The sequence below is a fragment of the Streptomyces sp. NPDC058864 genome (assembly GCF_042742985.1).
Taxonomy (GTDB): Bacteria; Actinomycetota; Actinomycetes; order Streptomycetales; family Streptomycetaceae; genus Actinacidiphila.
On sequence record NZ_JBHYMQ010000007.1, the window covers coordinates 168837 to 194915 of the forward strand.

The 26079-nt window shown below is 70.6% G+C and carries 33 protein-coding genes, 1 tRNA gene and 1 pseudogene; 21 read left to right on the forward strand and 14 right to left on the reverse strand.

Annotated features, from left to right (window positions below; translation table 11 throughout):
- The first annotated feature begins 34 nt into the window (after positions 1 to 34).
- The 3 genes from ACFW3D_RS08485 (at position 35) to ACFW3D_RS08495 (ending at position 2541) form a co-directional block, all read left to right on the forward strand.
- Positions 35 to 358 carry an FmdB family zinc ribbon protein gene (locus ACFW3D_RS08485; RefSeq protein ID WP_500502812.1) on the forward strand — a complete coding sequence of 108 codons (324 nt, stop codon included), beginning with the start codon at positions 35 to 37 and terminating at the stop codon, positions 356 to 358.
- A gap of 121 nt (positions 359 to 479) precedes the next feature.
- The gene (locus tag ACFW3D_RS08490; RefSeq protein WP_500502815.1) at positions 480 to 1493 is read left to right on the forward strand and encodes a zinc-dependent alcohol dehydrogenase family protein; all 1014 of its coding nucleotides are present in this window, start codon (positions 480 to 482) and stop codon (positions 1491 to 1493) included.
- Between the two features lie 187 nt (positions 1494 to 1680).
- Complete coding sequence (locus tag ACFW3D_RS08495) at positions 1681 to 2541, forward strand: universal stress protein (RefSeq protein WP_500502817.1); 861 nt, start codon at positions 1681 to 1683, stop codon at positions 2539 to 2541.
- A 78-nt stretch (positions 2542 to 2619) separates the two neighbouring features.
- Here ACFW3D_RS08495 and ACFW3D_RS08500 read toward each other — a convergent pair whose 3' ends face one another.
- Positions 2620 to 3306 (reverse strand): helix-turn-helix domain-containing protein, encoded by a 687-nt coding sequence (locus tag ACFW3D_RS08500; RefSeq protein ID WP_500502819.1) that lies wholly within the window; start codon positions 3304 to 3306, stop codon positions 2620 to 2622.
- Between the two features lie 216 nt (positions 3307 to 3522).
- Between ACFW3D_RS08500 and ACFW3D_RS08505 the strand changes: the two genes are divergently transcribed.
- Positions 3523 to 4137, forward strand: coding sequence for a hypothetical protein (locus tag ACFW3D_RS08505; RefSeq protein WP_500502821.1), 615 nt, complete (start codon positions 3523 to 3525; stop codon positions 4135 to 4137).
- A gap of 188 nt (positions 4138 to 4325) precedes the next feature.
- A complete protein-coding gene (gene mscL / locus ACFW3D_RS08510) occupies positions 4326 to 4805 on the forward strand; it encodes a large conductance mechanosensitive channel protein MscL (protein ID WP_500502824.1) in 480 nt (159 codons plus the stop codon).
- A gap of 12 nt (positions 4806 to 4817) precedes the next feature.
- On the opposite strand, the gene ACFW3D_RS08515 is transcribed toward mscL, so the two are convergent.
- Both ACFW3D_RS08515 and ACFW3D_RS08520 read right to left on the reverse strand, forming a co-directional pair.
- Complete coding sequence (locus ACFW3D_RS08515) at positions 4818 to 5030, reverse strand: hypothetical protein (RefSeq protein WP_500502826.1); 213 nt, start codon at positions 5028 to 5030, stop codon at positions 4818 to 4820.
- Positions 5031 to 5209: 179 nt separating this feature from the next.
- Positions 5210 to 6196, reverse strand: a complete 987-nt coding sequence (locus tag ACFW3D_RS08520) for a sigma-70 family RNA polymerase sigma factor (RefSeq protein ID WP_431967487.1) — start codon at positions 6194 to 6196, stop codon at positions 5210 to 5212.
- A 189-nt stretch (positions 6197 to 6385) separates the two neighbouring features.
- On the opposite strand from ACFW3D_RS08520, the gene ACFW3D_RS08525 reads away from it, so the two are divergent.
- The gene (locus tag ACFW3D_RS08525; protein ID WP_500502829.1) at positions 6386 to 6913 is read left to right on the forward strand and encodes a GNAT family N-acetyltransferase; all 528 of its coding nucleotides are present in this window, start codon (positions 6386 to 6388) and stop codon (positions 6911 to 6913) included.
- 10 nt (positions 6914 to 6923) lie between these two features.
- On the opposite strand, the gene ACFW3D_RS08530 is transcribed toward ACFW3D_RS08525, so the two are convergent.
- Positions 6924 to 7427 (reverse strand): MarR family winged helix-turn-helix transcriptional regulator, encoded by a 504-nt coding sequence (locus tag ACFW3D_RS08530; RefSeq protein WP_500502831.1) that lies wholly within the window; start codon positions 7425 to 7427, stop codon positions 6924 to 6926.
- Between the two features lie 99 nt (positions 7428 to 7526).
- Here ACFW3D_RS08530 and ACFW3D_RS08535 point away from each other — a divergent pair, with 99 nt between their 5' ends.
- A complete protein-coding gene (locus ACFW3D_RS08535; RefSeq protein ID WP_500502833.1) occupies positions 7527 to 8195 on the forward strand; it encodes a GTP cyclohydrolase II in 669 nt (222 codons plus the stop codon).
- A 9-nt stretch (positions 8196 to 8204) separates the two neighbouring features.
- On the forward strand, positions 8205 to 8972 hold the full coding sequence (locus ACFW3D_RS08540; RefSeq protein ID WP_500502835.1) for a dioxygenase family protein: 768 nt from the start codon (positions 8205 to 8207) through the stop codon (positions 8970 to 8972).
- A gap of 97 nt (positions 8973 to 9069) precedes the next feature.
- Here the strand turns inward: ACFW3D_RS08540 and ACFW3D_RS08545 are convergent, their stop codons facing one another.
- The 3 genes from ACFW3D_RS08545 to ACFW3D_RS08555 all read right to left on the reverse strand — a co-directional run bounded on the left by ACFW3D_RS08545 (position 9070) and on the right by ACFW3D_RS08555 (position 12017).
- Positions 9070 to 10581 (reverse strand): MFS transporter, encoded by a 1512-nt coding sequence (locus tag ACFW3D_RS08545; protein WP_500502837.1) that lies wholly within the window; start codon positions 10579 to 10581, stop codon positions 9070 to 9072.
- Positions 10582 to 10702: 121 nt separating this feature from the next.
- Positions 10703 to 11335: a TetR/AcrR family transcriptional regulator gene (locus ACFW3D_RS08550; RefSeq protein ID WP_500502839.1), complete on the reverse strand. Its 633-nt coding sequence runs from the start codon at positions 11333 to 11335 to the stop codon at positions 10703 to 10705.
- A 271-nt stretch (positions 11336 to 11606) separates the two neighbouring features.
- Positions 11607 to 12017, reverse strand: coding sequence for an organic hydroperoxide resistance protein (locus tag ACFW3D_RS08555; RefSeq protein WP_018559912.1), 411 nt, complete (start codon positions 12015 to 12017; stop codon positions 11607 to 11609).
- Positions 12018 to 12120: 103 nt separating this feature from the next.
- Here ACFW3D_RS08555 and ACFW3D_RS08560 point away from each other — a divergent pair, with 103 nt between their 5' ends.
- Positions 12121 to 12603 (forward strand): MarR family winged helix-turn-helix transcriptional regulator, encoded by a 483-nt coding sequence (locus ACFW3D_RS08560; RefSeq protein WP_500502841.1) that lies wholly within the window; start codon positions 12121 to 12123, stop codon positions 12601 to 12603.
- Positions 12604 to 12695: 92 nt separating this feature from the next.
- Positions 12696 to 12768: transfer RNA gene (locus ACFW3D_RS08565), tRNA-Arg, on the forward strand.
- A gap of 77 nt (positions 12769 to 12845) precedes the next feature.
- Here ACFW3D_RS08565 and ACFW3D_RS08570 read toward each other — a convergent pair.
- A pseudogene (locus tag ACFW3D_RS08570) lies at positions 12846 to 13462 on the reverse strand (tyrosine-type recombinase/integrase); the annotation flags it as partial.
- Positions 13463 to 13530: 68 nt separating this feature from the next.
- On the opposite strand from ACFW3D_RS08570, the gene ACFW3D_RS08575 reads away from it, so the two are divergent.
- Complete coding sequence (locus tag ACFW3D_RS08575) at positions 13531 to 14115, forward strand: hypothetical protein (RefSeq protein ID WP_500502842.1); 585 nt, start codon at positions 13531 to 13533, stop codon at positions 14113 to 14115.
- Between the two features lie 375 nt (positions 14116 to 14490).
- Here ACFW3D_RS08575 and ACFW3D_RS08580 read toward each other — a convergent pair whose 3' ends face one another.
- The gene (locus ACFW3D_RS08580; protein WP_500502844.1) at positions 14491 to 14856 is read right to left on the reverse strand and encodes a hypothetical protein; all 366 of its coding nucleotides are present in this window, start codon (positions 14854 to 14856) and stop codon (positions 14491 to 14493) included.
- 224 nt (positions 14857 to 15080) lie between these two features.
- Here ACFW3D_RS08580 and ACFW3D_RS08585 point away from each other — a divergent pair, with 224 nt between their 5' ends.
- From ACFW3D_RS08585 to ACFW3D_RS08605, 5 genes are all read left to right on the forward strand, one after another.
- Positions 15081 to 15482 carry an Imm7 family immunity protein gene (locus tag ACFW3D_RS08585; protein WP_500502846.1) on the forward strand — a complete coding sequence of 134 codons (402 nt, stop codon included), beginning with the start codon at positions 15081 to 15083 and terminating at the stop codon, positions 15480 to 15482.
- Between the two features lie 349 nt (positions 15483 to 15831).
- On the forward strand, positions 15832 to 16341 hold the full coding sequence (locus tag ACFW3D_RS08590; RefSeq protein WP_500502848.1) for a hypothetical protein: 510 nt from the start codon (positions 15832 to 15834) through the stop codon (positions 16339 to 16341).
- A 193-nt stretch (positions 16342 to 16534) separates the two neighbouring features.
- On the forward strand, positions 16535 to 16984 hold the full coding sequence (locus tag ACFW3D_RS08595; RefSeq protein WP_500502849.1) for a hypothetical protein: 450 nt from the start codon (positions 16535 to 16537) through the stop codon (positions 16982 to 16984).
- 163 nt (positions 16985 to 17147) lie between these two features.
- Positions 17148 to 17315 carry a hypothetical protein gene (locus ACFW3D_RS08600; protein WP_500502850.1) on the forward strand — a complete coding sequence of 56 codons (168 nt, stop codon included), beginning with the start codon at positions 17148 to 17150 and terminating at the stop codon, positions 17313 to 17315.
- A 355-nt stretch (positions 17316 to 17670) separates the two neighbouring features.
- Positions 17671 to 17895 (forward strand): hypothetical protein, encoded by a 225-nt coding sequence (locus ACFW3D_RS08605; RefSeq protein ID WP_500502851.1) that lies wholly within the window; start codon positions 17671 to 17673, stop codon positions 17893 to 17895.
- 174 nt (positions 17896 to 18069) lie between these two features.
- Here the strand turns inward: ACFW3D_RS08605 and ACFW3D_RS08610 are convergent, their stop codons facing one another.
- Positions 18070 to 18375 carry a hypothetical protein gene (locus ACFW3D_RS08610; protein WP_500502852.1) on the reverse strand — a complete coding sequence of 102 codons (306 nt, stop codon included), beginning with the start codon at positions 18373 to 18375 and terminating at the stop codon, positions 18070 to 18072.
- Positions 18376 to 19069: 694 nt separating this feature from the next.
- On the opposite strand from ACFW3D_RS08610, the gene ACFW3D_RS08615 reads away from it, so the two are divergent.
- The gene (locus ACFW3D_RS08615) at positions 19070 to 19306 is read left to right on the forward strand and encodes a hypothetical protein (RefSeq protein ID WP_500502853.1); all 237 of its coding nucleotides are present in this window, start codon (positions 19070 to 19072) and stop codon (positions 19304 to 19306) included.
- A 381-nt stretch (positions 19307 to 19687) separates the two neighbouring features.
- The gene (locus tag ACFW3D_RS08620; protein ID WP_500502855.1) at positions 19688 to 21520 is read left to right on the forward strand and encodes a hypothetical protein; all 1833 of its coding nucleotides are present in this window, start codon (positions 19688 to 19690) and stop codon (positions 21518 to 21520) included.
- A 117-nt stretch (positions 21521 to 21637) separates the two neighbouring features.
- Here the strand turns inward: ACFW3D_RS08620 and ACFW3D_RS08625 are convergent, their stop codons facing one another.
- The 4 genes from ACFW3D_RS08625 to ACFW3D_RS08640 all read right to left on the reverse strand — a co-directional run bounded on the left by ACFW3D_RS08625 (position 21638) and on the right by ACFW3D_RS08640 (position 24394).
- Positions 21638 to 22621 (reverse strand): tetratricopeptide repeat protein, encoded by a 984-nt coding sequence (locus tag ACFW3D_RS08625; RefSeq protein WP_500502857.1) that lies wholly within the window; start codon positions 22619 to 22621, stop codon positions 21638 to 21640.
- A 94-nt stretch (positions 22622 to 22715) separates the two neighbouring features.
- Positions 22716 to 23072 carry a helix-turn-helix domain-containing protein gene (locus ACFW3D_RS08630; protein WP_500502859.1) on the reverse strand — a complete coding sequence of 119 codons (357 nt, stop codon included), beginning with the start codon at positions 23070 to 23072 and terminating at the stop codon, positions 22716 to 22718.
- Positions 23073 to 23204: 132 nt separating this feature from the next.
- Entirely contained in the window at positions 23205 to 23576 is a 372-nt protein-coding gene (locus ACFW3D_RS08635) for a GntR family transcriptional regulator (RefSeq protein WP_500502861.1), read from the reverse strand.
- Entirely contained in the window at positions 23573 to 24394 is an 822-nt protein-coding gene (locus tag ACFW3D_RS08640) for a hypothetical protein (protein WP_500502863.1), read from the reverse strand. The genes ACFW3D_RS08635 and ACFW3D_RS08640 overlap by 4 nt, the downstream gene beginning before the upstream one ends.
- 142 nt (positions 24395 to 24536) lie before the next feature.
- Between ACFW3D_RS08640 and ACFW3D_RS08645 the strand changes: the two genes are divergently transcribed.
- The 3 genes from ACFW3D_RS08645 (at position 24537) to ACFW3D_RS08655 (ending at position 25879) form a co-directional block, all read left to right on the forward strand.
- Positions 24537 to 24776 carry a hypothetical protein gene (locus tag ACFW3D_RS08645; protein ID WP_500502865.1) on the forward strand — a complete coding sequence of 80 codons (240 nt, stop codon included), beginning with the start codon at positions 24537 to 24539 and terminating at the stop codon, positions 24774 to 24776.
- Between the two features lie 148 nt (positions 24777 to 24924).
- A complete protein-coding gene (locus tag ACFW3D_RS08650) occupies positions 24925 to 25221 on the forward strand; it encodes a GYD domain-containing protein (protein ID WP_500502867.1) in 297 nt (98 codons plus the stop codon).
- A 145-nt stretch (positions 25222 to 25366) separates the two neighbouring features.
- Complete coding sequence (locus ACFW3D_RS08655) at positions 25367 to 25879, forward strand: hypothetical protein (RefSeq protein WP_500502869.1); 513 nt, start codon at positions 25367 to 25369, stop codon at positions 25877 to 25879.
- The last annotated feature ends 200 nt before the right edge of the window (positions 25880 to 26079 follow it).

The following is a 26079-nucleotide window of genomic DNA, read 5'->3' on the forward strand; positions in this document are numbered from 1 at the left end:
AGCACTCACTGAGTCAGAGTGCCAGGAGGAGCAAGTGCCGACGTACCAGTACCAGTGCACCGCCTGCGGCGAGGGCCTCGAGGCGGTGCAGAAGTTCACCGACGACCCGCTGACCGAGTGCCCGGCGTGCAACGGCCGGCTCCGCAAGGTCTTCTCCGCGGTCGGCGTCGTCTTCAAGGGATCCGGCTTCTACCGGACGGACAGCCGCGGCTCGTCGTCCAGCAGCACGCCGGCCGCCAAGAGCGGCAGCTCGGAGTCGAAGTCCTCTTCGGACTCCAAGAGCAGCAGCGGTTCCGCCGGTTCCTCCAGCGGCACCACCAGCGGGTCCTCCAGCTCGGCGAGCACCTCGGCCGCCTGAGCGGAACCCACGGCACCCTCACCTGGTGAAGGCCCCCGTCGCGGGCGACGGGGGCCTTCGGCGTACCGGCGCGACCGGTTTCGTGCTGCAGTGCCGAGGCCTCCGGTCGCAGACTGGAGACATGCTGAGTGGTTGGGTCGTCGACCGGCCCGGGCCCATGATCACGGAGCCTCTGGTGCGCGTCGGGCGCCCCAAACCGGTGCCCGGACCGCGTGAACTGCTGCTGCGCGTGGAGGCGTGCGGCGTGTGCCGTACCGACCTGCACCTGGCGGAGGGGGACCTGCCGCCGCACCGCCGCGAGACCGTCCCCGGGCACGAGGTGGTCGGGCGGGTCATCGGCACCGGCGAGCTCGTCGGCCGCTTCGCCGAGGGGGACCGGGTGGGCGTCGCCTGGCTCCGCGGCACCTGCGGGAACTGCGCCTACTGCCTGACCGGCCGCGAGAACCTGTGCCCGTACTCGCTCTACACCGGCTGGGACGCCGACGGGGGCTTCGCCGACTTCACCTCCGTGCCCGAGGACTACGCGTACGCCCTTCCCGAGGACGCCGACGGCCGCGACGCCGTGCACCTGGCGCCCCTGCTGTGCGCGGGCATCATCGGCTACCGTGCCCTGCGCCGCAGCGACCTGCCGGCCGGCGGTCGGCTGGGCATCTACGGCTTCGGCGCCTCCGCACACATCGCCGCCCAGGTCGCACTGGCCGAAGGGGCCACCGTGCACGTGCTGACCCGGTCGGAACGGGCGCGGGACCTCGCGCTGGAGCTCGGTGCCGCCTCGGCGGGGGCGGCGGCGGACCGGCCGCCGGAGCCGCTGGACGCGGCCATCCTCTTCGCGCCGGTCGGCGACCTGGTACCGCCGGCCCTGCAGGCCCTGGACCGGGGCGGGACCCTGGCGATCGCAGGCATCCACCTCACCGACATCCCGGCACTGAACTACCAGCGCCATCTGTTCCAGGAGCGCAATCTGCGCAGCGTCACCTCCAACACGCGACAGGACGGACAGGAATTCCTGGCCCTGGCCGCCAGGATCGGGATCCGGGTCACCGCCACCCCGTATCCCCTGGACCACGCTGACCGGGCACTGTCCGACCTGGCCGCGGACCGCGTCAACGGGGCGGCGGTGCTGGTGCCGGACTGAGACGCGGAGGGGACGGCCAGGATCGACCGGCACGGGAGCGACGGCGGAGCGACGGAGAGGGCAGAGGCACGGGACGGGGCGGGAGGGGCCGGACGGGGCGGGAGGGGCCAGACGGGGCAGGAGGGACCGAACGGGGCGGGGCGGGGAACGGAGCCGAGCGGAGCGAAAGCGACAAGGAGGCACCGCCATGAACACCAGCCACGGACCGGTCGTGGTCGGCACGGACGGCTCGCCCCGCGCCACCGCCGCGGTGATGTGGGCCGCCGGTGAAGCCGTGCTGCGCGATCGCCCGCTCCACATCCTGCACGCGACCGGCCTCGAGACCCGTTCCGGCAGGAACCTGTCCCCCGAGACCGCACAGTTGGTCCTCGACGGCGGCCGCGCGCTTCTGGATGAAGCGGCGGCCTCCGCCAACACCCGCTACCCGGACCTGGCCGTCTCCACCTCACTCGGCAAGGGCAAGCCCGCCGACACCTTGCTCGACCAGTCCGGGCCCGAGGTCCTGACCGTTGTCGGCTGCCGTGGACGCGGCGGCTTCCATGCCCTGCTGCTGGGCTCGGTCGGGTTGCAGGTGGCGACCCACGCGCAAGGACCCGTGGTCGTCGTGCGGGGCGGCGAGCAGCCCTCCACCGGTGTCGTCCTGGTCGGGCTCCGGGACGAGACCGATCTGCCCACCGTGCGCTTCGCCGCCGACGAGGCCCGGTTGCGGAAGGCCACCCTGCGCCTGCTGACCGCGTGGAGCCTGCTCGGGGCGGTGGGTGAGATGGTGCCCGGGCTGGACGACGCCACGTCGGTCGGTGACCGGGAGGCGGCCGCGGAACAGCACGTCGCCGACACGATCAGCGAGGAGTACCCGGACCTCACCGTGACCGTCGACCTGGTCAAGGCCTCTTCCGCGAGCGGTGCCCTCGTGGATGCCTCGGCCCATGCCGATCTGCTCGTCGCGGGTCCCCGGCGGCACGAGCGCGCCGGCGGCAGGCTGGCCCATGTGACCCATGCCGTGCTGCACCACGCACACTGCCCCGTGGCGGTCTTCCACCGGGCCTGACCCATCCCGCGCCCGGCCAACCCTGCGGTACCGCTGACGGCCACGACAGCGGCGGTGTGGGCGGGTGGCCACGGCGGGCTACGAGGTGCGTATGAGGCTGCCGGTGACATGGGTGGGGACGATGCGTATCCACAGGTCGTCCTCACCCCCGGACCATGGGCCAGGGTGTGCCTCCAGCATGCGAGCGTCCTCGGGATCGACGACGTGCTCGGCAACCCCGAGGACGAGCACGCTCCATCCCGCGCTGAGGCAGGCGTCGAGCTGATCGACCTCGAAGGCGACCTCGCTGCCCTTGGCCAGGGACGGAGGCGCGTCCGCGGCCGTGCGGTAGACGACGGCCCCGTCGACGACCGCGTAGTTCACCGGGACGACCGCGGGGTGGCCGCCTCCGGTGGTGAGCGCGATCCTGCCGACATCCTGGCCGGACAGCCGGGTCCAGCACTCCTCCGACGACATCTCCTCCATCACCGGCGGACCGACGGCCTCCGTCTCACCGGGCACATGCTCGGCGTCACCCCCCAGCAGATGGCTCGCGGTGGTCCGCAACGCACCCGCGAGCCGGAGCAGGGCGTTGGTACCGATGGTGTGGTGGCACTGCTCCTCCACGTACCGCACGTAGCTCGGCGTCATGCCGGCCTTGGCGGCCACTTCCTCGCGGCTGAGCCCCAGTTGTTCACGCCGCTGCGCGACGCGACGGCTGACGTCCCCCGGATGGGCTCTCGACCTTTCGGACGGGCCGTCGCGCAATGACTGACTGCTGGGCACGTCGACCACCTCCCGCTCTCGGGCTCGGACGCTTCGATTCGCTACCAGCAAGCACACCACCGCGGACGCCGCACCGCCAGACCCGTCCGGCCCATCCCCTCGAACGGGCGACCGAGTTATCCACAACCGGTCGGTACTCCACAGGCCGCAGAGGGGCCGCGGCGCGATGCGTCATGGTGGTCCTGCCAGGCCGGATGCGCCGGTGACGAGGGCCCGATGACGGGGGTGGTCGAGATGGTGGACGGTTGTGGAGCCACGTTGTGGACGGACGGCGGCGGCGCTCCGGTGCCGCCGGCGGGTGCGGGGGCGGGTGCGCCCGCACCGTGCGTGGTCCCGGTGTTCGCGCCGATCAGGGCGGGCGGCGGGCGGCACCGGTTGCGCCGTGCGCTGCGCCGACGGCGGCGGATGATGGCCGCGGGCTTGGCGATGACCGCGGCCGCGCTGGCCGCCGCGGTGCCCCGGACGGATCCGCAGTCCGGTCGGTCGGGCCGGGAAGGCCGGGCGCCCGCCTCCGCCCCCGCAGGGCGGGACATGGTGCGGGCGCCGGTGCGCATCGCGGACGCGGCCGCCGCCGCGCTGGTGCGGCCCGGCGACCGCGTCGACATCCTCGCGGCGGCACGCGTGGTGGCCCGCGGGGCACCCGTGGTCGCGGTGCCCTCCCCCGCCGCCGGGGCCCAGGGCCTCGGTACGGCCGGCACGGGCGGGAGCGGGAACGGAATCGGGGACGGGAGCGGGGACGGGGCGCTGATCGTGCTGTCGGTCCCGCGCGGGACGGCAGCCGCCCTGTCCGGCGCCGCGGCCTCCTCGCCCCTGGCGGTGGCGCTGCGCTAGCCGTGCGCCGCGGGAAAGGCAACCGGCGGGGAGGGCCGTGGCGCGCACCCCTTACCCTCGGAGGCCGAACCGCTCACCCACCTCCGTCACCGCCGGCCCTCGCGTCGGCGGCGCCCGGCGGACACCACCGGGCCCCACGGGTCCCCCGGGCCGAACTGCACGGTCGTTCTTCGAAAGGAAATCGTCCCTTGAAGGGCTTCAAAGCCTTCCTGCTGCGTGGCAACGTCGTCGAGCTCGCTGTGGCGGTCGTCGTCGGCGCCGCGTTCAGCAAGATCGTCGACGCGTTCGTGAAGGGCCTCATCAATCCGGTGATCGGTGCCATCGGCACCAAGAACCTCGACGGCTACACCCTCTGCATCGAGCCGCCCTGCACCGTCGTCAACGGCGAGCTCACGAAGGGTGTGGGCCTCCTGTGGGGCGCGGTCGCCGGCGCGGCGCTGACGTTCCTCATCACGGCCGCGGTCGTGTACTTCCTGCTGATCCTGCCGATGAACAAGCTCAACGAGCGGCGCAAGGCGGGCAAGGAGGAGGCGGTGACCGGCCCGACGGAGCTGGAGCTGCTGACCGAGATACGCGACCTGCTCGCCCGCCAGCAGCAGGGTCAGGGCGGCGCTCCCGGCATCCCCTCCCCCTACAGCCACGGCGGCACCAACCGGACGCATCCGTAGCGACCGTCCGCCTCAGATGTGGTGCGGGGGCTTCTCGTCGAGGAAGCGCGCGAGATCTCCCGCACCACCCTGGGCGGGGCTTTCGCCCCACCCGGTGTCGGTGTCGTCGGACGACTGCCGGTCCAGCGGGTCGTCGAAGACCAGCGTCGCCGCGGGGTCGCGCGGGGCGGGGGCCTCGGCGGGCCCGGTGGCGGGCCCGGTGGCGGGGTCGGGGGTGCTGCTCATGCCGTCCAGGGTACGGGGCGGTCTGCGGCGTCCGGCCCCGGTGAAGACCCGGCCGCACGCACGCGGGCGACGCGCGACCGGGCCGGCCGGGAGGGGGTCGAGCCCCGGCGCAGGGGGGTGGCACCGGGGCTCGAGTCTTTGGGTGGTGGCGCGGGTGCCGTCAGCGGCGCCCGCTTGGGTCAGGCCGCCTCGATGGACAGCCCCGTCGCGCGCGCCATGCGCTTGAGGTCCGCCAGCGCGTGCTTCTCGATCTGCCGGATCCGCTCACGCGTCAGCCCGTGCTGCTTGCCGACCTCGGTCAGCGTGCGCTCACGGCCGTCCACGATCCCGTACCGCGCCCGGATGATGGACGCCGTCCGGTCGTCGAGCCGGTCGATCAGATCCTCCAGTTCCTCACGCCGCAGCATGACGAGTACGGAGTCCTCCGGCGAGGCCGCCGAGGTGTCCTCGACGAGATCGCCGAACTGGGTCTCGCCCTCGTCGTCCACCGACATGTTCAGGCTCACGGGGTCGCGCGCCCAGTCCAGTACGTCGGAGATCCGTTCCGGGGTGGAGCCGAGCTCGGCCGCGATCTCCGCTGGCTCCGGGTCACGCCCGTGCTCACGGTTGAACTCGCGCTGCACCCGGCGCACCCGCCCCAGCTCCTCCACCAGGTGGACGGGGAGCCGGATGGTGCGCGACTGGTCCGCGATGGACCGGGTGATCGCCTGACGGATCCACCACGTCGCGTACGTGGAGAACTTGAAGCCCTTGGTGTAGTCGAACTTCTCGACGGCGCGTACCAGGCCTGCGTTGCCCTCCTGGATCAGGTCGAGCAGCGGCAGGCCGCTGCGCGGGTAGCGTCGCGCGACGGCGACGACCAGGCGCAGGTTGGAACGGATGAAGACGTCCTTGGCCCGCGCACCCGCGGCGGCTATCGCCTCCAGTTCCTCTCGGCCGGCGTCCGCTCCCTGACCCAGCTCCTCGCCCGCGAGGAGCTGTTCGGCGTAGACGCCTGCCTCGATCGCCCTGGAAAGCTCGACTTCCTGCGCGGCGTCGAGCAGCGGCGTACGCGCAATCTCGTCGAGGTACATGCCGACGAGGTCACGGTCCGCCATCTCGCCGTGGCCTGCGCGAGCGCTGCTTTTCCCGCCTGCGGTGCTGCGGGCGACGGCACGGGTTGCCATGCGTGCTCCCTTGCGAAGGTTCGGTCGGGTGTCGGATCGAGTGAGCTGCCCCTCCAGCAGCTTCACGCGTGCCTTTCGGCTGCCCACTCGAAAAGAGATAACGACTGGAATCCGGACACAATTCCCAGGCACCGCCCCGTTTTTTACGATCTTGCAGTACCCTGTCGGGCCACAGCCGGAGGTGGATCATTGTCCGAGTCCGTCGAAGTGCAGGTCAGGCCGGGTGGGGAGGAGGACCTGCAGGCCCTCGCCGACCTGTACAACCACTACGTCCGTGAGACCCCGATCACCTTCGACCTGGAGCCCTTGTCACCGGAACAGCGCCGCCCCTGGCTGCTCTCCCACCCGGAAGACGGACCGCACCGCCTTTTGGTTGCCCACGGGACGAAACCGGACGGCTCGAACGGCCTGCTCGGATACGCCACGAGCAGCCCGTTCCGCCCGAAGGCCGCGTACTCCACCTCCGTGGAGACCTCCGTGTACTGCGCCCCGGAGGCCGCCGGCCGCGGCGTCGGCACCCTGCTCTACGCGGCGCTCTTCGAGGCCCTGCGGGGCGAGGACCTGCACCGCGCGTACGCGGGCATCGCGCAGCCCAACGAGGCGTCCGTCCGCCTGCACACCCGCTTCGGCTTCCGCCCGCTGGGCGTCTACCGCGAGGTCGGCCGGAAGTTCGGCCGTTACTGGGACGTCGCCTGGTACGAGAAGGACCTGGCCTGACCCGGCGCGCTCAGCGCAGCCAGGGAAGGTCCCCGGCCACGCCGTTCTGCGGCTGGAGCCCTTCGGCGATGACCCGGCAGATCTCGCCGAGCTGGCGCACCTGCTCCTCCGAGAGCCGGTCGAAGATCGCCCCGCGCACCGCCTCCACATGGCCGGGGGCGGCTTCGGCGAGTGCGGCGAAGCCCTCGTCGGTGAGGACCGCGAGCTGGCCGCGCCGGTCCGAGGGGCAGTTCTCGCGGCGGACCCAGCCGTTCTCCTCCAGGCGGGAGATGGCGTGGGAGAGCCGGCTGCGCGTAATCTTCGAGCGTTCGGCAAGCTCCGTCATGCGCATCCGGCGGTCGGGGGTCTCCGAGAGCCACACCAGCAGCGAGTAGTACGCGTGCGGCATCCGCGCGTCGCGCTGCAGCTGCCGGTCGAGGGCGTCCGAGACCAACTGGGTGGACGCCATGTACGCGCGCCAGGCGTGCTGCTCGCCCTCGCTCAGCCAGCGGGGTTCGGGGACTCTCGTGGTCATGCCCCCACTCTACGAATTCGACCTTGAACTTTCAAGCAATTGCCGGTAGCTTCCCCTCTGCCAGCTTGAAACTTCAAGGAATGCAGGCGAGGGACCCGTATGCCGACAGCCCCGACCGCCCCGGATACCCCGGACGCCCCGAACCCAGTCCCCGCCCCACCGCCCGCGGCGGTCCGCACCCGGGTGCGGATCCCACTGCGCTTCCCCGACGGCTGGACCACCCCGGCCGACGTCTACACCTTCACCGGCCTCGCCGACGGCAAGGAGCACATCGCGCTCGGCCTCGGCGCCCACGAGGGCACGACGTCCCCGCTGGTCCGCCCGCACTCCGAGTGCCTGACGGGCGACGTCTTCGGGTCCGCGCGCTGCGACTGCGGCCCCCAGCTGCGCGAGGCCGTGCAGCGCATCGCCGGGACGGGTGGCTACCTGCTCTACCTGCGCCAGGAGGGCCGGGGCATCGGCCTGTACGCCAAGCTCGACGCGTACGCCCTCCAGGACGGGGGCCTGGACACCTACGCCGCCAACCGCGCCCTCGGCCGCCTCGACGACGAACGCGACTACACCGCCGCCGCCCAGATGCTCGGCGCCCTCGGCGTCGGCTCCATCCGTCTGCTCAGCAACAACCCCGACAAGGCGGAGCAGCTGACCGCCCTCGGTGTCACGATCAGCGAGCGGGTGCCGACCGGGGTCCACCTGTCCGAGGACAACGTGCGCTACCTGCGTGCCAAGGCCGAGCACACCCACCACACCCTCGACCTCCCGGCCTGAGGAGGCCCCATGCGCATGCCCGCCCTGTACCTCTCGCACGGCGCCCCGCCGCTCGCCGACGACCCGGTGTGGCCCGGCGAACTGGCCGCCTGGTCCGCCGGGCTCCCGCGCCCCACGGCGATCCTGATGATCTCCGCGCACTGGGAGGAGGCCCCGCTCGCGCTCGGCGCCACCACCACGGTCCCGCTGGTGTACGACTTCTGGGGCTTCCCCCGCCACTACTACGAGGTGCAGTACGCGGCCCTGGGCGCGCCCGCGCTGGCCGAATCGGTGCGCAAGCTGCTGCGCGCCGCGGGGACCCCCGTCCAGGACATCCCGGACCGGGGCCTGGACCACGGGGCGTACGTCCCGCTCGTGGAGATGTACCCGGACGCCGGCATCCCCGTGCTGCAGGTCTCGATGCCCACCCTCGACCCGCAGAAGCTCATGGACATCGGCCGCAGGCTCGCCCCGCTGCGCGACGAAGGCGTGCTGATCGTCGGCAGCGGCTTCTTCACCCACAACCTCGCCGCGCTGCGCCACGCCGGCGGGGTGCCCGGCTGGTCGGCGGAGTTCGACGACTGGGGGCACCGCGCGCTGGACGCGCACGACGTGGACGCGCTGCTGGACTTCGAGCACAAGTCCCCCGCCGGGCGGCTCGCCCACCCGCGGACCGAGCACTTCGCGCCGCTCTTCGTCACGATGGGCGCGGCCGAGGACGACCTCGGCGACCAGCGCAGCGTCATCGACGGCTTCTGGATGGGCCTGGCCAAGCGGTCCGTGCAGTTCGGCCGGTAGTCTCCGCAACGCAACGGGAAGGGCCCCGCTTCCTCCCATGAAGCGGGGCCCTTCGCCGTGCTCGCCGTCCGGCGTGCCGTCGTCGTCGACGTGTCCGTCAGTGGGCGATCACCGGGACGGCGACGTCCTCGGCGCCCTCGGCGTCCTTGTTGCCGGAGGCCGCCACCACACCGCCGCCACCGGTGGTGTTGACGAAGGTGAAGGCGATGATCGCGGAGAGGGCCAGGATGCCGACCGCCCACCAGATCGCGGTGGAGTAGCCGTGCACGGCCGCGGCGTTGACGAAGCCCTGCTTGCCGAGCGTGCGGGCCTCGGCCGCGTGCGCCGCGACCCACGAGGTGGTCGCGCTGGCCGCGATGGTGTTCAGCAGCGCCGTACCGATGGCACCGCCGACCTGCTGCGAGGTGTTGACCATGGCCGAGGCGACACCCGCGTCACGCGGCTCGACCCCGTGCGTGGCCAGGCTCATGGCCGGCATGAAGGCCGTACCCATGCCGAGGCCGAGCAGGATCTCCGCCGGCAGGACCAGGCCCGCGTACGAGCTGTCGACCGACAGCTGGGTCAGGATCAGCATGCCCAGGCCCGCCACCAGGAAGCCCGGGGCCATCAGCAGGCGCGGACGGACGCGGGTCATCAGGCGCGCGCCGATCTGCGTCGAGCCGGTGATCATGCCCGCGATCATCGGGAGGAAGGCGAAGCCGGTCTTCAGCGCGGAGTAGCCCTGGACGACCTGCAGGTAGTAGGTGAGGAAGAGGAACAGGCCGAACATCGCGATGATGGCCAGACCCAGCGAGAGGTAGACGCCACCGCGGTTGCGGTCGGTCACCACGCGCAGCGGCAGCAGCGGGGCCTTCACGCGGGCCTCGACGACCACAAACGCGACGAGCAGCACGACCGAGGCCACGAACAGGCCGATCGTGGTGCCCTCGCTCCAGCCGTGGGTCTCGGCACGGGTGAAGCCGTAGACCAGGGAGACCAGGCCCGCGGTGGCGAGCACGACACCGGGGATGTCCAGGCCGCTGCTGTTGCGGCTGCCTTCCGGCTCGTGGACGAAGCGCATGGCACCGAAGGCGGCGACGGCGGCGAAGGGGATGTTGACGAAGAACGTCCAGCGCCAGTCCAGGTACTCGGTGAGCACACCGCCGAGGATCAGACCGACGGCACCGCCACCACCGGCGATGGCACCGTAGATGCCGAACGCCTTGGCGCGCTCCTTGGCCTCGGTGAACATCACCGCGAGGAGCGACAGCGCGGCCGGCGCGAGCAGCGCGCCGAAGGCACCCTGCAGCGCGCGGGCGCCGAAGAGCACCCCCTCGTTGGCCGCGGCGCCGCCGATCGCGGAGGCGGCCGCGAAGCCGATCAGGCCCGTGACGAAGGTGCGGCGGCGGCCCCACAGGTCGGCGATGCGACCGCCGAAGAGCAGCAGGCCACCGAAGACGAGCGCGTAGGCCGTGATGACCCACTGCTTGTTGGCGTCGGAGATGCCCAGGTCGGTCTGGGCGGAGGGAAGGGCGATGTTCACGATGGTGCCGTCGAGGACGACCATCAGCTGGGCTATCGCGATGAAGGCCAGCGCCTTCCAGCGCTGGGCGTGTGCCAGATCAGGCATGGGTGGACTCACTAACGGTACGAAGAGATGACGACATTGAAGACGAAGAGGGCTTACGGTACGTAACGGAAATGTTGTGGGCGAGTGAATTACGCGGGGGCGCCCGTACGGCAGACGGAACTCAGCGACATTGCCGCAGATCCTCGAAAGTGGCGGAGTCACCCGGGAGTTCCGAGCGCGCCGGCGCCTCCAGGCCGTCCACGAACAGCTGCAGATGACGGCGGATGAAGCGCTCCATGCTGCCGCAGTGCTTACCGGGCAGCGGCCGCGTCAGCTGGCTGACGGCCACCATCACGTCGCCGACGTCGATGTCGGTACGGAGCCGTCCGGACCGCCGCCCGGCGGCCATCAGCTCCTCGATCGCGTGCTCCAAGCGTATGCGGCTCTCCTCGAGCCGCGGGTCCCCCTTGCCGAATCCGGTGGAGAGCATCGGACACAGCGCGCCCACACGCTCGTCGGCCGCCTCGTGCACGAAGCGGCGCAGCGCGTCGAAGGCGTCCGGCTCCTGGGCCAGTGCTTCCTCGGCCCGCCGGGTGATCCGGTCCATCACCGACAGGGCCACCTGGAGCGCGAGCTCCTGGCGGTCGGCGAAGTGCCGGTAGACCGTGGCGTTGCCCACGCCGGCCCGCTTGGCGATCTCGTCGAGCGGAGCGTCGACACCGTGCTCGAGGAGTGCCTCGCGGGCGGCGACGATGATCCGCTCCCGGTTGCGCGTTGCGTCCGCGCGAAGCTTCACGGCGGCGGCCACTGCCATGACGGGCACTCCTCTCTGTCCCTCGTTGTGCTCGTTCCGGGGAGCGAGTCCCCGCTTGTGCGACGTATGTGTAAACGGGGAGCCGTTCCCCGGATATTTCGATGCCGCTTGTGAGCTGAGTCACAATCAACGAGGGCGGGTGCGGCAGCGCTTGGGCGGCCTCCCGCACCGGCCTCCCGCACCCGGCCCCGCGCGCACCGGCCCCGCGCGTACGGAAAGGGCCCCGGACGCTACCGCGCGCCCGGGGCCCTCCCGCACTTCCCTGCCCTGCTTACTCCACGACGAGCTCGACCGGGATGTTGCCCCGGGTCGCCTTGGAGTAGGGGCACACCTGGTGGGCCTGCTCGATCAGAGCGCGGCCCGCCTCGTTCTCGAGCTCCGACGGCAGCTCGGCGCGGAGCACGACCGCCAGGCCGAAGCTGGTGTCGTCCTTGCCGATGGTCACCTCGGCGGTCACGGAGATCTCGCTGGTGTCGACCTTGGCCTGCCGCCCGACCAGGGCGAGGGCGCTGGCGAAGCAGGCGGCGTAGCCGGCCGCGAAGAGCTGCTCGGGGTTGGTGCCCTGACCGTTGCCGCCGAGCGCCGGCGGCATGGCGAGCGCGAGGTCGAGCTGACCGTCGGAGCTGACGGCACGCCCGTCGCGGCCGTTGGCGGTGGCGACGGCGGTGTAGAGCGGGTCCATGGAACGTCCTCTTTCGATCGGTTGCGATCTCGTTGACGACAAGTAGAGCACACAACTCAGTTGCGCACAACTAAAACGTGGACGGTAGAGCTACCCTGTACCCATGACCGCCACCGCGCCCGCCCGTGCCGGGGACCACCTCCGGCTCGAGAACCAGATCTGCTTCTCCCTGCACGCCGCCTCGCGCGCCTTCGGCGGCGTCTACCGCGTCGTGCTCAAGGACCTCGGCCTCACCTACCCCCAGTACCTGGTGATGCTCGTGCTCTGGGAGCACGGCGCCCTGCCGGTCAAGAAGATCGGCGAGCACCTGCGCCTCGACTCCGGCACCCTCTCCCCGCTCCTCAAGCGCCTGGAGGCCACCGGACTCGTGCGCCGCGAGCGCTCCGCCGACGACGAGCGCTCCGTCACGGTCCACCTCACCGAGGCCGGCACGGCGCTGCACGAGAAGGCCCTCCAGATCCCGCGCCGCATCTCCGCGGCCACCGGCCTCGCCCTGGAGGAGATCAACGACCTGCGCACCCGCGTCGACCGCCTCACCGCCGCCCTCACCGCGGCCGACCTCGACGACGGCCCGCCCTGCGGCTGACGCCTCCATCGCGTGCGGCGCCACACCCCCGGGGCCCGGAGCAATCGCCGGCACACCCCTGACCCGCATCCGCTAGGCTGTCCCACGCTTCCGCCTCAGTAGCTCAGGGGATAGAGCACCGCTCTCCTAAAGCGGGTGTCGCAGGTTCGAATCCTGCCTGGGGCACAAGGGAAAGGGCCACCTACCGATCTTGGTAGGTGGCCTTTGACATCCATATCCGACATCAACGGTGACGGTCGGCCACGGTCGATCCGCCTCCTCAGCAGCCGGTCCATGTGGCTGATGGCCTCCCGCTGCGTGTCCTGCACGACGTGCGTGTAGACGTCCATGGTGATGCTGATCTGGCTGTGGCCGAGGAGCTCCATCACCACGCGGGGAGCCACGCCGGCCGCGGTCAGCAGCGTGGCGTAGCCGTGCCGAGCGTCGTACAGCCGGATGACGCGGAGTTGGGCGCTATCTGCGACCCGGGGAACGAGCGGTAGAGGTTGCGGGGCTCGACCGGCCGACCGGTCCGGGTGGTGAAGACTTGGCCGCCGTACCCTTGCCACTTCTCTCCCGCACGCTGCTGGGCGGTGGCCTGCCGCATCCAGTGCCGGCGCAGCGGCGCGATGCACAGCGCGGGCATCGGAACCGCTCGACGGCGGCGGCCCTTGGGGTCGTCGTCGTAGAGCACTCCGCGTCGGCGCTGCGTCTGCTGCCGGACGTAGAGGACGCGCTTGTCCAGGTCGACGTCCGCCCAACGGAGCCCGACGATTTCGCCCCGGCGCAGAGCCATGGCGATGGCGAGCACGAAGGCCGCGTAGAGCGGGTCCTTGCGCGCAGCGACGAGGAAGGTCAGCGTCTCGTCGAGTGTCCACGGGCTTGCCTAAGCGGAAGCTACCGAAATGCCATGGCGCAGGCTCGTGAATGCATGTCACGGTGCGATACATGGGTAACTCCAAGGCATACCCCGTTCTCCAGACCACCGACGCGACCGTGGCGTACGCGCAGGCCAAGCGCCTGTGCGAGCTGTTGACAGAGTGCGATAGCGAGGTTGAACTCTTCGCCGAGCTGCGGGCGATCGCAGACGTACGGCAGATGGCTGCAGTCTTGCCCGAGGCGAGCTTCGAGTACTCGGAACGACGTACCGGACCAGCAGGTGAGGAGTCGTTCGACCTCGACGTTACGACAGTGGATGACGCCGTACTGGAACCGCATCTGCCACTGGAGGTCATGGTGGACGTTCCGAGAGGCAGCGTGGAAGAGCACTTCGTGGCGGCTCTCGGCCAGGGCATGGCCAGCATCGAGTGGCACGGCTCGTGGCCGGATGAACCGGAGGCCGACCTCTACAGATCGGCGAAATACGACGGGGTCCAAGTCGTGTTCCATGGCGATCACGCCCAGTGGGGCCGGTGGACCGGGCACCACACCGTCTTCGTCCACGTGGACAAGTTCGGTGACCTGCCCCGGGCACAAGAGCTGGCCGCACACATCGGCAGCATGGTCTTGGACGAGCCACAGTTCGGATGGTGACCAGCGCCTGAACACGACGGTGCGGTAAGACTTTCTCTACTTCATCAAGACGCTCCCGCCGCGCAGAGCGCGGCGGCGCGCGGCCCGGCGCCTCGGCCCGACGCTCCAGTCTTCGCCCCGTTCCGGCCCGGCCGCCGGCCGCCCGCCGGACGGCGAACGGTTGCCGAGGGGGAAACCGGCTGTGGCTGGGGCGGTCGGCTCCGCGGCTTTGCGCAGCCACCATGGGGCGAGCCTCGAAAATCGGGGCCCACATCGGGCTTTAGCGGGCAGGCGAGGAGCCAGCCCGATCGGCCAGCGTACGGGCCCCGTTCCATCGCCCCGTGGCAGTTCCCGCCCAAAGCCGCTACGCCAACCTTGACGCCGGGCGAGCGGAGGTCACCGGGGAATCTGCTGCCCGGCCTCGGTAAGGACGAGCGTGAGGCGACCCAACCACTCGAAGTCATCCGGGTACTCCCAGTTGTCAACATCGGCCAGCAAGGCAGGAAGGTCGTGCCGGGGGATGGATGGTCCAGGCTGAACTCCCGGTGTGCCGTCAACCGTGGTCCAGGGGATGTAGCGGGAGACTTCAATCCACCCCTTGTCGATCAACGGCAGAAGGATTGCCGCAAGCTCGGTGGGACCGGCGGATGCTAACGGTTCATCCAGATCTCCCCGGACGCCCGGCAGGATGTCAATCTCCGTCGCATTGATCATGAATGCGCGCTCTGCTGACGACAGCTCGTCTGTTGCGGGGTAGCTCACCTCGGGATTGTCTCAGCTGCAGAAGACGCGTCACCATCGCAAGCTCCCGGGCCGTTGCCGGGCCGTCAACGGGTGGCCAACGGTGACAAACGACGACCGCAGTCGACCGACAACCCGCAGGTCAGAAGATGGGCCATCGAAGAAAGCGCAGGTCGGGGCGGCACCAAATCATCTCCAGAAGAACTGATCCGCCAGAGCCCGCGCCTGGTGAGTACGCTGCGGTCATGTTCGAGTACCACGGTTGGATCAGCGTTCGAGAGAGCGCAGACGCAGACGATGACGAGTGCAACAGCGATCGTCTGCGGGAGATCATCGAGGGTATCCAGTCCCGCATCCGCGAAATCGACAGCCCGTACCTCCTGGATCTGCGGTGGATGAACGGGGAGGTATTCCTTCACCTTGGTGGCCATCCGAACCACCGTGACGAGGACATCGTCGGACTCTTCACCGAAGTGGGCGAGCGGGCGCCAGGTTCCTACGGTCTACTGCACATCCGTGACGACGAAGACCCCATGCGCGAAAATGAGGTCACCGTACTCAGGCTGGTCCGCGGCACGGTGACCGAGCACACGGAGCCGTTGCTGTCCCCGTGCGTTCCTGCCCTGGAAGATCCTTTCCAGGAATAGGGACCAAGCACAGAGCGCCGAGTCGTATCGAGTGGGGCGCCACCGCGGAGCCCGTGCCACTCTCGTGCCAGAACAGGGTGGGAGTCAGGGGGAATCGCGGTTCGCAGGGGAGGCGCCGCCCGCTCCGTCCAAGGTGGGGAATCCGCCGGCCACGCCACAGATCACCCAACCGGCCTTTGACATCCACTTTCGACATCAACCGCGGTGGTCGACGGCAGCCATCGCGCCGGTCTGCCGCCTCTGGATATGAACTCTCCGCCTGCCGTGTCGGGCCCCATAACCACTTGCGGCCGAGCGCTGCTGACGTGACACGATGCCGGTCCGGCCTGGTCGACAAGGGGGTGCAGACGTGACCATAGACGAAGCCGTCCGGCAGCTGAGGATGCTCGCGCGGTCGCGTGCGTTCGGACGGCACGTGGGCTCTGATCAGCTCATCGCCGCGGCTCTCGACGCCCTCCTGGCCGATGTGGAAACTCCCTCACTGCCACTGCTCGCCGGCCTCGGGCGGCGCGAGGAACCCGAAGCGTCCGAGCTGTTCGATCAGGTGATGGAAGAGCTCGGATTCGTCTTCGAACCACCGGCGGATCCGACTGCCGCTCGTTGGGAACTGGCTTACTGGCTTGCCGAGCAGATCGCCGACGGGTCGCTCGACCCCGCGACCGGCGCTGACATGATCTGGACCGAAGCAGCCAGTGAACTCCGGTACCCGTCTGAGTTGGCGCCCATCGTCTCGTGCGCCATCGCACTCGACGACTGGAACGAAGACTGGTCGACGCCGTGGGAAGCGATCACCAGCGATGTCGTCCGCGCTGTTCACGAACTGCTGCGGCACCAAGCGCCGTCAGCCTCGAGGCAATGAGCCGCGTTCATCGAGGAGACCCCGGGCTGCCGTAGCCCGGAGTCTCCGTCACATTCACGGCACGGGGTGGCCGGTCACCGGTCGACGCGCCTCTGGCTGCGGCCGAGGATCGCCATCACCACTCGCTGCCACGACGGTTTTGGACTGGCATGACGTGGTCCAACTCCTGCCGGAGAGTGCCATGATCCGGTGCATGGGAACGCTTTTCGGTTACTACACCGCGGCCGACGATCACGATGCCGGCCGAGCGGTCCTGCGTGTGGACGGCGACCCTGGCGGCAGCGGGTACGACCGACTCGTGGTGAAGGGCATTGACCCCACTGTCGATCTGCTGGCTGTCGAGTTCGTCATCACAGGACGACCCGCAGGCGTGATCAAGTCCGACTCCCGGCACGGCCACGTGGTCGCAACGGTGGGGGACGGTGAGGTTGTCAGCGTGTCGCTCACCGATGCCTTCCGTGACGCACTCGCGACCATCGACCAAGCGTTTCTTGGCGACCTTGCCCACGGCTGGGCACGCTCGACCCGCTTCACGACACCCCCCGACACAGCACACCTCGCCGATTTCCTCGAGCAGTTGGCGGCCCTCGCGAGGCAAGCCGTCGCGCAGGAACACGGCCTGTACTGCTGGATACGTCGGTAGTCGCGCCGCCCGTCCTGGTTGGACGGGCGGTGCCTGCGTTGCTTCCGGGGTCAGGCTTGCGTGCGACGGCGGCGCAGGGCGGGCCCCGTTCCATCGCCCCGTGGCTGCTCCCGCCCAAAGCCGCTGCACCGCCCGCGCGCTAGAGTTCCAGCGGGGAGGATCCATGTCCGACCAAGACCCGATCGCCGACGCATCCCGGGGCGCCCATGGATTCGGATGCCTGATCCTCGTGGTCATAGCGCTCGCTGCCGCGATGATCATCACTCTGGCGTTGCCCTACCTGCTTGCACTGCTGGAGTGGGTGCTGATTGGCGGCGAGGCGGCGGATTGACGTGCACCCCCTGGCATGCCCGGTGAGGGGGCGACCACCGGAGAACACACGCAGGTCATCGTCTTCGCAGCGCAGCAGCCATCCGTATACGTGGTCGTCCACACCGGAGGCGGCGCCGGCGCGTGGCCGGGGCCGTCTGTGAGCCGCCCGAGAGCGCCCAGGGGTGGCCAACCCTGACAACCCCGGAGAGCCGGGCGCCGAGGTGATCCCAGGTCGACGACGGAAGCCCGATCACTTCCAGAAGAGGAACGGGCCGGCACGCGATCCAGTCGCTGCCGGGCCATTGACCTCCCGGCCAAAAGTGAGCACCATACGCCGGTGATCAGACAGCATCCCGCGATGACACGGGGCCATCATGGCGGTTGAACCACGGCACAATGGGCGTCAGCTGCGTGACCGTCTGCGCGGCTACCTCCTCGCCATACCGATCGGCGCGGGGATGGCGGTCATAGGTCACTGGTGGGTGCCCGAACCGTGGTCGGCGAGCATAGAGACCGTGATCTTCTTGCTTGCGGCATCCGTGCTCTACGGCGAGATGCACGCCTGGCGGCTCCGTCGTATTCACCGTGTGCCCGATTGAGCCAGGTCCGTGACAACGCCGGCGAACAGCGGCGGACGTACACGCAGTCGCCGTACAGGTGCACCAAGCGGCGCGTCTGACCACGGACGACTTCGGATCAGGTCGACTGCCGGGGATCCCACTTCACCGGCGGGCCACGTGGTTTCCGCAGGTGCTCCGGGAACCTGAGCGGACTTACGAGGCGATCGACGCCCCCGGTGCCAGTTCGAGTCCGGCGGCGCGCAGGAAGTCGGAGAGGCTGATGATGCCGTCGTCCGTTTCGTCGTCCCACTGGGCCAGCAGCTCCGAGCGGCCTTCGTTCCAGGATTCGTCGGTCCAGGTGTCGGTGTCAGGCCCGGGATGCCGCTCGACGCTGCCCTGACCGTGGCGGTAGTGCAAGTACAGGTAGTGGCCGCCGACAGTCCAGGCGTCCCACTGTGACGGGTAGCCGTGACAGGTCTGTACGACCCGCGCCAGCAACCGTTCCGCTTCTGCGGTCATTCGGCGATGTTCGTCCTGTGCCCACGTACTCGGCAAGGGATTTGCCGCCGTTGGCCCTCGCGCGACCGAGTGCACAAGCGCCGAAGCCTCGTCGTCCCGGGCCGCGGTGCGGTACCTGCCCGGTCAGTCAGTGGGTACGGACGGGTCAGCACCTGCGATGCCACCACGCCGCATCCGGGTCCGCCAGGGGCTCGTGGTGCGTTCGCCGGAGAAGGACCGCGTCCAAGCGTCGGACCTGCACCCGGAGTTCCGTGGCGGCTCGCGGCGGAAGCAGAAGCAGGGCCTCTTGCAGCTTGTCCCGGGCCCAGCCCTCGCCGCAGCACAGGCACGTGAACTCGGCCTCCCAACGCCTCCACCGGCGCTTGGTGCCGTGGACGCGCACAGACCACACGCTCAGCGCCACGGACACGATGCCCGGCGACAACCGCTCCCGTTCGAGGACGCGGATGGCGGCATTCGCCGCCCCCGACAGACCCTGGACATCGCGATAGCGGATCCAGGGACTTCCCCATCCGCGAACCCGCGGTCGAAGCGAAGCTGGTCTTCTACGCGGCACGGCCCCTTCGGATGCACGTCATGGCCGGGATCTTCGCACACCCCGGAATGAATCGTCAGACCTCATGAGCCCGCCCGAGCGGGAAAGCCGGCTCACCGCCAGATGAACCGATCGATACCGGAAGGAGAAGAAGGGGCCATGCGCGACGTGACACTCGCCGGAAGACGCTTTGCTGTCACTCGATTCACCAACATCGTCGATGACTGCTGGACCATGGAGTACGCGGAGCTGGACGGCGATCTGGAGATTGCCGTGTCGCGCTCGTTCGAAGCACCGGATGACCGACTGGAGGTCTGGGCATCCGCGGGACTGTCCCCCGCCCTCACGGCAGCCGCACTTGAGGACGCACGGACCTGGCTCTCGGATGCCGACTGACCGCCGCCGGATCCGGCGGGAAGCCCGACCCGTCGCCGTACACCGTTCCGCCGGTCTCGCGCGTCGGACAGATCGGAGCAGCGGCTGGACGTCGTCCACGGAGTTCAACGATCACACATCGTGTTCACGGATCAGGGGCGGGGCGGGCGCATGGGGTGGGAAAGACGTTGGCGAGGATGGCGGAGGACCAGGGCGGGGGCGGCCTCGGTCGCGGCGGTCCTGGTGCTCGGGGCGGGGCCGGCGCCGTCGGCGGAAGCGGGATCCGCGGTCGCGGACGGTGCGGGAACGCCGTCGGTCACCCTCAAGGGGCAGCCCGGGCCACTGACGAAGCCCGCGGTCCCGATCACCGCCGACGATGCCGGCTTCCTCTCCGTCGACGTCATGACTGCCAGGGGGGCGCAGTTCACGTGGGAGCGGCGGGACGGCACGTACGTGAACGGCCTGCCCGAGCCCCTCCACCTCGACGACATGTGGGGCGTCGACGGTCGCTTCGGCCTGGAGCGCGTCGGCACCACCCGAACCCACCGGATCCGGAACTACGACACCGGCAGGGCCGTCCAGTTCGACCTGCCGGCCGGGGACACCGCCACGACGGTGTTCGACGCGCATCGCCTGATGACGCTCCGGAAGACGGCCGGCAAGTGGTCGCTGCACCTGCTGGAGATCCCCGCGGCCGGTGGCCGGGCGGTCGACCGGCCGGTGTCCGGCGTCCCGGACACCTTGCCGGGAACCGTCACCAGCGCGCTGGTGGACTCCCGGGGAGCCGCCATCGGCTTCGGGGGCCCGTACGGCGTCCAGGCGATCCTGGACTTCGGGACCGGCCGCCTGACCGTGGGGCCCGACGACGGCGCCGCCGCGATACAGCTGGTGTCACTCAGCGCCACCACGGTTCTGTACTACTCCTACCCCGATCACTACTACCTGGTCGACCGCGGCCGTCCGGCCGGACCCCGGATCCCCCTCGATGTGGATTCCATGGTGAATTTGCGATTGCTGGGCGACTGGGCGGTCTACCCCGGTGCCGACGGCGCGATCCTGGCCCAGCCCGCCGCCGGCGGCGCGGTCCGCACCCTGCTGCCGAAGTCCGACGGCAAACCCGTCAGGGGTGCGGACGGCGCCGTCTACGTCGCGGGCGGTTCGGGCCCGGACGACTGGGCGGTTCGGCGCATCACGCTCGGTGCCGACGGGACCCCGGCCGTCGGCCTGCTCGTACCGCTGCCCCGGCAGACGCTGTACGACGTCGGCGGTGTCGCGGTCGACCGGGGACAACTCCGGGTCGGCACACTGCACCTACCGCGTGCCGCCTCCCGGGCGACCACGTATCTCTCCGGCTCTTCCCTGTCGCTCACCACGGCAGGCAGGCTGAAGGCCACGCCCCCGCGGAACGTCGGCGACTTCGGGTGGCACCCGCCGGACGGAGAACGCGCGGAGAACCGGCAGTGCACCGGGGAGTGCCTGCGGCTGGTCGGCACCGGGGAAGGCGATGTCGTCCGGTTTCCCGAGGGCCATTGGGTACCCACGCTCTCGGCGTCCGGCAGGTACAGCGTTCAGCGCCCCGACGCACGGTTCCAGTACGTCCGCGACGGAACCAAGGAGCTGAGCCACACCGACAGGTGGCACGCCGCCTCCCTGTGGGGCGACCAGCTGTGGAGCGCGGGCGGCAAGAGGGGCACCGTCTCCGCGGTGTCCCTGCCGTCGAGGAGGCCGGCCGGCTCCGCGGTGTCCGTGGGCGCCCCTTGCGTACCCGAGGAGATCCAGGTGGTGGGTCGGTGGATCTACTGGTCCTGCGGCCCCGGCGGGAAAGCCGGCGTCTACGACCGCACCACGAAACACGTGATCCCGGTGCCGTCCGGCTACGCGGAGCTGGCCGACGGCTACCTCGTCAGCCAGAACGAGGCGGCGGCCGAGCTGGAGATCACCTACCTCCCCGGCGCGGTTCCCGCCGATCGCGTGGGCACCGCCGTACTGGGCCCGTTGAAGGATCAGGTGGGCGCCCCCGCCGACCGGCGCGGGCGGTTCTGGGCCGTGGACCGGTTCGGCGGTCCCGTCGCCTACCTCACCGACGCGGGAGATGTGACGGTCGCATGGCCGCGAGTGGCCACCCCTTCGCCGGCGTCCCCACCGACGGCCCCGCCGCCGTGGGTCCGCGCGCGGACGGTGGTCGGTACACGGGGCTGCGACGGCTGTCGGAGCCGGCGGCGAGCCGGAAGCTGACGATCGCCGACGGCACGGGATGACCGTCCGTACGGTGGGGCACACTGCAAAGGCCCGGTTGAGAGGCCTGGCCGGTCCACGTCGTCCGGCGCCTCGCGGATCAGCCGGACAGGTCGTTCAGTTCCTGCGGACGCGATCGGCTTCGGCCAGGAGGGTCCGGGGCAGGCCCGGTCCTGCGCACGCGTAGTCGATCAGCAGGTTCCGGTAGCCGGTGTTCGCGAGTTGCGGCGCCAGGGCGATCAGGGCCCGCAGGGCGTCGGACGAGCCGGACAGGCGCGTGCGATAGGCGGCGCCCGCCGCGCGCAGGGAGACTTCGTGCGGTTCGTGGTCCAGGCCTCGCTCGACGAGGCTCACGGCCGCGGCGAAGTCGCCCTGCTCGGCACGCAGGTCGGCCAGGTCCAGGTGGACGGACCAGTTGGCGGGGTCCAGGGCCAGGGCGTCCTCGAAGGCGGCCGCGGCCCGGTCCAGGTCGCCCGTCACGCGCCATGTGGCCGCTCGTGCGACCGCGGTCCACATGACCCGTTCGACGGCGTCGGCGCGGTCGCACAGCGCGAAGGACAGCTCGTGGCGACCGCAGGCCCGGGGCAGCCGGGCCATGGCGGCCAGCGACTCCGGTACGGGACTGCGTTCGGACACCACGTCGACGGCGTGGAACCAGGGCTCGAACCGCTCCCGCATCTCGTCGGTGTCCAGGTCGTGGCCGTAGTCCAGCGTCCGCAGACACGCCTCGGCCAGCGCCTCGGCACTTACCGAGCCGAGAAAGCGCTCGTCGCCGAACCAGGGTGCCGCGCCCCATGCCACGTCGGGCCGCACGCCCGTGACCGAACCGAGGGTCATCACCGCGTTGTCCATGTCCCCGTCGAGGAACTGGAAGTACGCCTGCGCCAGCACGGCGCTCAAGGACCCGGCCCCTTCGAGCCCTTCCCTCAGCTCCGGGCGCCGGTCCCGCCACAACTCGCCCAGGACCGCGTACGGCTCCGGGGCCGCCGGCGCGGAGGCTATCGCCCGCACCAGAAACCCGACGGCACCGATCGGGCTGCCGCCGCAGTGCGCCATCACCCTGGCGAGACCGACTCCCGCTGTCACCGGCTGATTCGACATCGCCGGAGAATACCGCGGCCGGAGTCCGGCAGAGCCCTCCGCTTGCGCGCTGGCCCAGCCGTCGGTGATCCGTCAGTGGTGGTCCGTACGGGTGTCAATCAGCTTTCGTCGCCGGGTAGCTGCGGGCGACCTCGACCAGATTCGCCACCTGCGCCGGGGTGAGCCGGCTGGCGGCGGCAACGAGCCGGCCGATCTCCGTCGCAGCCGCGTAGGGGGCGGAATGGTCGCGTGCCGGCTCGTGGGGGAGCCCTGCGATAACTCGCAGGTCGGCCACCGGCATTCCCAGCACAGGACTGATGTCCTGGATCATCTCCACTGTCGGCAGGACCTTGCCGGAGAGCAGTTGACGGATGGTCGATTCGGCCCGCCCTGACGCCCTGCTGACAGCCCTGGGCGTCAGGCGGCGATTGCCCATCAGGCCCTGCAAGATCTCGGCGAACTGTTCGTTCATCCGGGCAGGTTACCGGCGGCCGGACTGAGGGGATCTTCGTGCGGTCCGCCTCCCCCGAGTGGGAGCTTCACGCTGGTGGACGTGCTGGTCCGGTTCGCCCGCGGGCGGTCCCTCGACCGTGATCGCACATGGCTATGGCGACGCTGCGACGCCGTTGGACAGCGCCGCTTGGACGATGCGGACGGCCTCGTTGGCGTCGATGCCCAGGCCGGCGACGACGGCGGCGTACTCGGCCGCGGCGCGGCGTGCCCGTTCACGTCCTTCCTCACCGGCCGCGGTGACGAACGAGCCGGCCCGTCCGCGGGTCTCGATCAGCCCCGCTTCCTCCAGCGCCCGGTAGGCACGACCGACGGTGTTGACGGCCAGGCCGAGGTCCGCGGCCAGGCGGCGGATGGTCGGCAGTTGGGTGCCCACGGCCAGCGTGCGGTCCTGGATCTGCCGGGCGAGCTGGGCACGGAGCTGCTCGAACGGCGGCACGGGCGAGGCCGAGTCGATGACGATCATCGGTTCACCGGGCGCCCCGTGGCGTGCCTGGCCACCGTGCCGCTCTGCGCGGTCCGCGCGGTGATCAGGGCGAACGCGACCGCGCTCAGGACGATGAAGACGAGCCACGCGACGTTCCACCAGCCGAGGGCGGTCTCGAAGACCGACACGACCGGCAGCGACCACACCACGGTGGGCGTGGCGACCTCGCGGGCGTCCTCGACCCGCATGATGACGTCGGCGGTCAGCGAGGCCTCGTCGTCGGCCACGACCGGGTGCGTCAGAACGTGGCGCAGCTGGACGACCATGCCGACCGCGACCCCGCCCAGCCCGATGAGCAGGAGGAGTGCCGCCCAGCGCGCGGTGGAGTCCTGCGTGGTCAGGGCGCCGAGCGCCATCAGCATCGCGCCCGCGAACGTGGCGGCGGCGAACGCGGCACGCGGCCGCCCGAGCACGGTGCGCCAGCCGAGCCGGACCGGGTGGGCCGCCCGTCGCGGCAACATCGCTGCGGCCCGCCGGTCGGCCTGCCGCACCCGCCGGTCCAGCAGCGACTGGGCCAGCACCAGTGCCACCACCACCGCCGTCAGGACCAGCAGCGACCAGGACCGGTACGACCCGGTGCCGTCTGTCGCCGCGTCGGCGGTGCGGGCGCCGGTGTAGACGAGGGCGACCGCGATGATGAACGCGGCCAGCAGGATTTGACCGGCCAGACGGGTACGTCGCCGGATCGCCAGACGCGTGGCCAGCAACGGTGTCGGCCGGACATCGGCCAGGCCGTGCCCGGCCAGCCACACGCCGGCCTGCTCGATGTCCGTCGGACGCACCGACTGCTCAGGCATCCGGCAACCCTCCCTTCGGCACGGCGCCCCCTTATGTCTCAAGGCTTGTCGCAACATGATGCGACAAGGGTTGCGACAAGTCAACGGAACCCGGGGCGGCGGCGGCCCCTACGATCGGCCACGTGTCGACAGAAGAACCCCGTTGCGTCTGGGCCTTGAGGGTTACAGCAAGATCGACGGCTTCCTCGTCAGCGAATCACCCATCAGCCGCGAGCAGTTCCTCCGGCTTCGCGCACTGATCGAGCCGGATCCGGACGACCTGTGGACGCTCCTCTGCCACCCCGTACCCGCCGACAAGTGGGCTGCCGTGGGCAGGATCCTGCGCTGCGGCGCCCCGGACCCCGACCTCGACCACCTGACCAGCGCTCGCGCTCTCGGATGAAGGCCAAGAGGGGAGCCGGTCGCGACTCGACGCCCCGGGATCGGGCCGACGCCCCGGGATCGGGCCGGCGCACCGCGCCGGATGCGACCCGTCATGGGCGCACATACGCTGTGAGTGGGCCCTCCTCTCTTTGTCGAGGTGAGAGATCGTGCCGCTCTACATCACGCTGCTGACCTGGACCGACCAGGGGATCCGCGCGTACGCCGACACGGCGAAGCGGGCCGACGCGTTCGGTACCGCGCTGCGGGATGTCGGGGGGAGGCTGGTGGACATCTACTGGACCGTCGGACCCTACGACCTCGTCGCGGTCGTCGAGGCCCCCGACGACGAGACCGCCGCCGCGGCACTTCTGCGGCTCGGCGCGGTCGGCAACATCCGCAGCACGACCATGCGGGCGTTCGGGCGGGACGAGGTCGAGGGCATCATCGCCAAGGCCTCCGGCTGAGACGGCGCACTGCCGGCCGGGAAGCGGGGCCGCGGGGGCCGCGGCGTCCCGCACGAGTGCGGTCGACCGCCGTCTCCTCCCAGGAGTCGGCGAACGGGCCGGTTGTCAGTGGCGTCTGCTCCACTGGTCGTGGTGGCACGAGGACATGGCCGACACGGCGGGGGGCTGCCCGATGGGCGTGCGCTACAACTACTTCCACACCACCGACCGCGACACGGCGACGGACTGGGCGGTCGGGCCGGACCGGCGCGAACATCCCTGGTCGAGGCTGGAGGAGGTCGGGGCCGACCGGGTGGAACTGAAGGGCCTCGATCCGGACGTCGTGCTCGGGCAGTTGGTCGCCTACGCGCGGGGAGTCGGGTTCCAGGTCGGGGACGACGGGCCGGACGTGGTCTGGCCCGACGTGGACTGGCCCGACGCGGCCGAGTGGCACGAGGAGTCGGGGCTGCTGATCGAGGAGATACCGGTGTCCTGGCGGGACACTCTCGCGGCCGTCGACGACGAGGAGCTGCCGGGGATCGCCGCGTGCTGGGAGGGCATCGAGGAGGTGCGTTTCAAGGACCGCCGGGAGGCCCAGGAATGCGCGCGGGTGTTCGTCGGCCTGGCCCGGCGGGCACGGGCGGCGGGCACCACGCTGTACTGCGTCGGGTGTCTCTGAAGAGCCTCTGCTACGACCCTCCGAGGAGCCCTCAGGGGGCCGCGCGAATAGGGCAATTCACCACGTACCGCTTCGCCGTGCGGGCCACCGGCCTCCCCGCGGGCTCGAGGTGTTGACCTGCGTTGCGGATCATCACAAGATGACCGCGTACGGCTCTCTGCCGAGATCGCCGGCCGGGCCGTCCTCGACCGCTTCGCCCG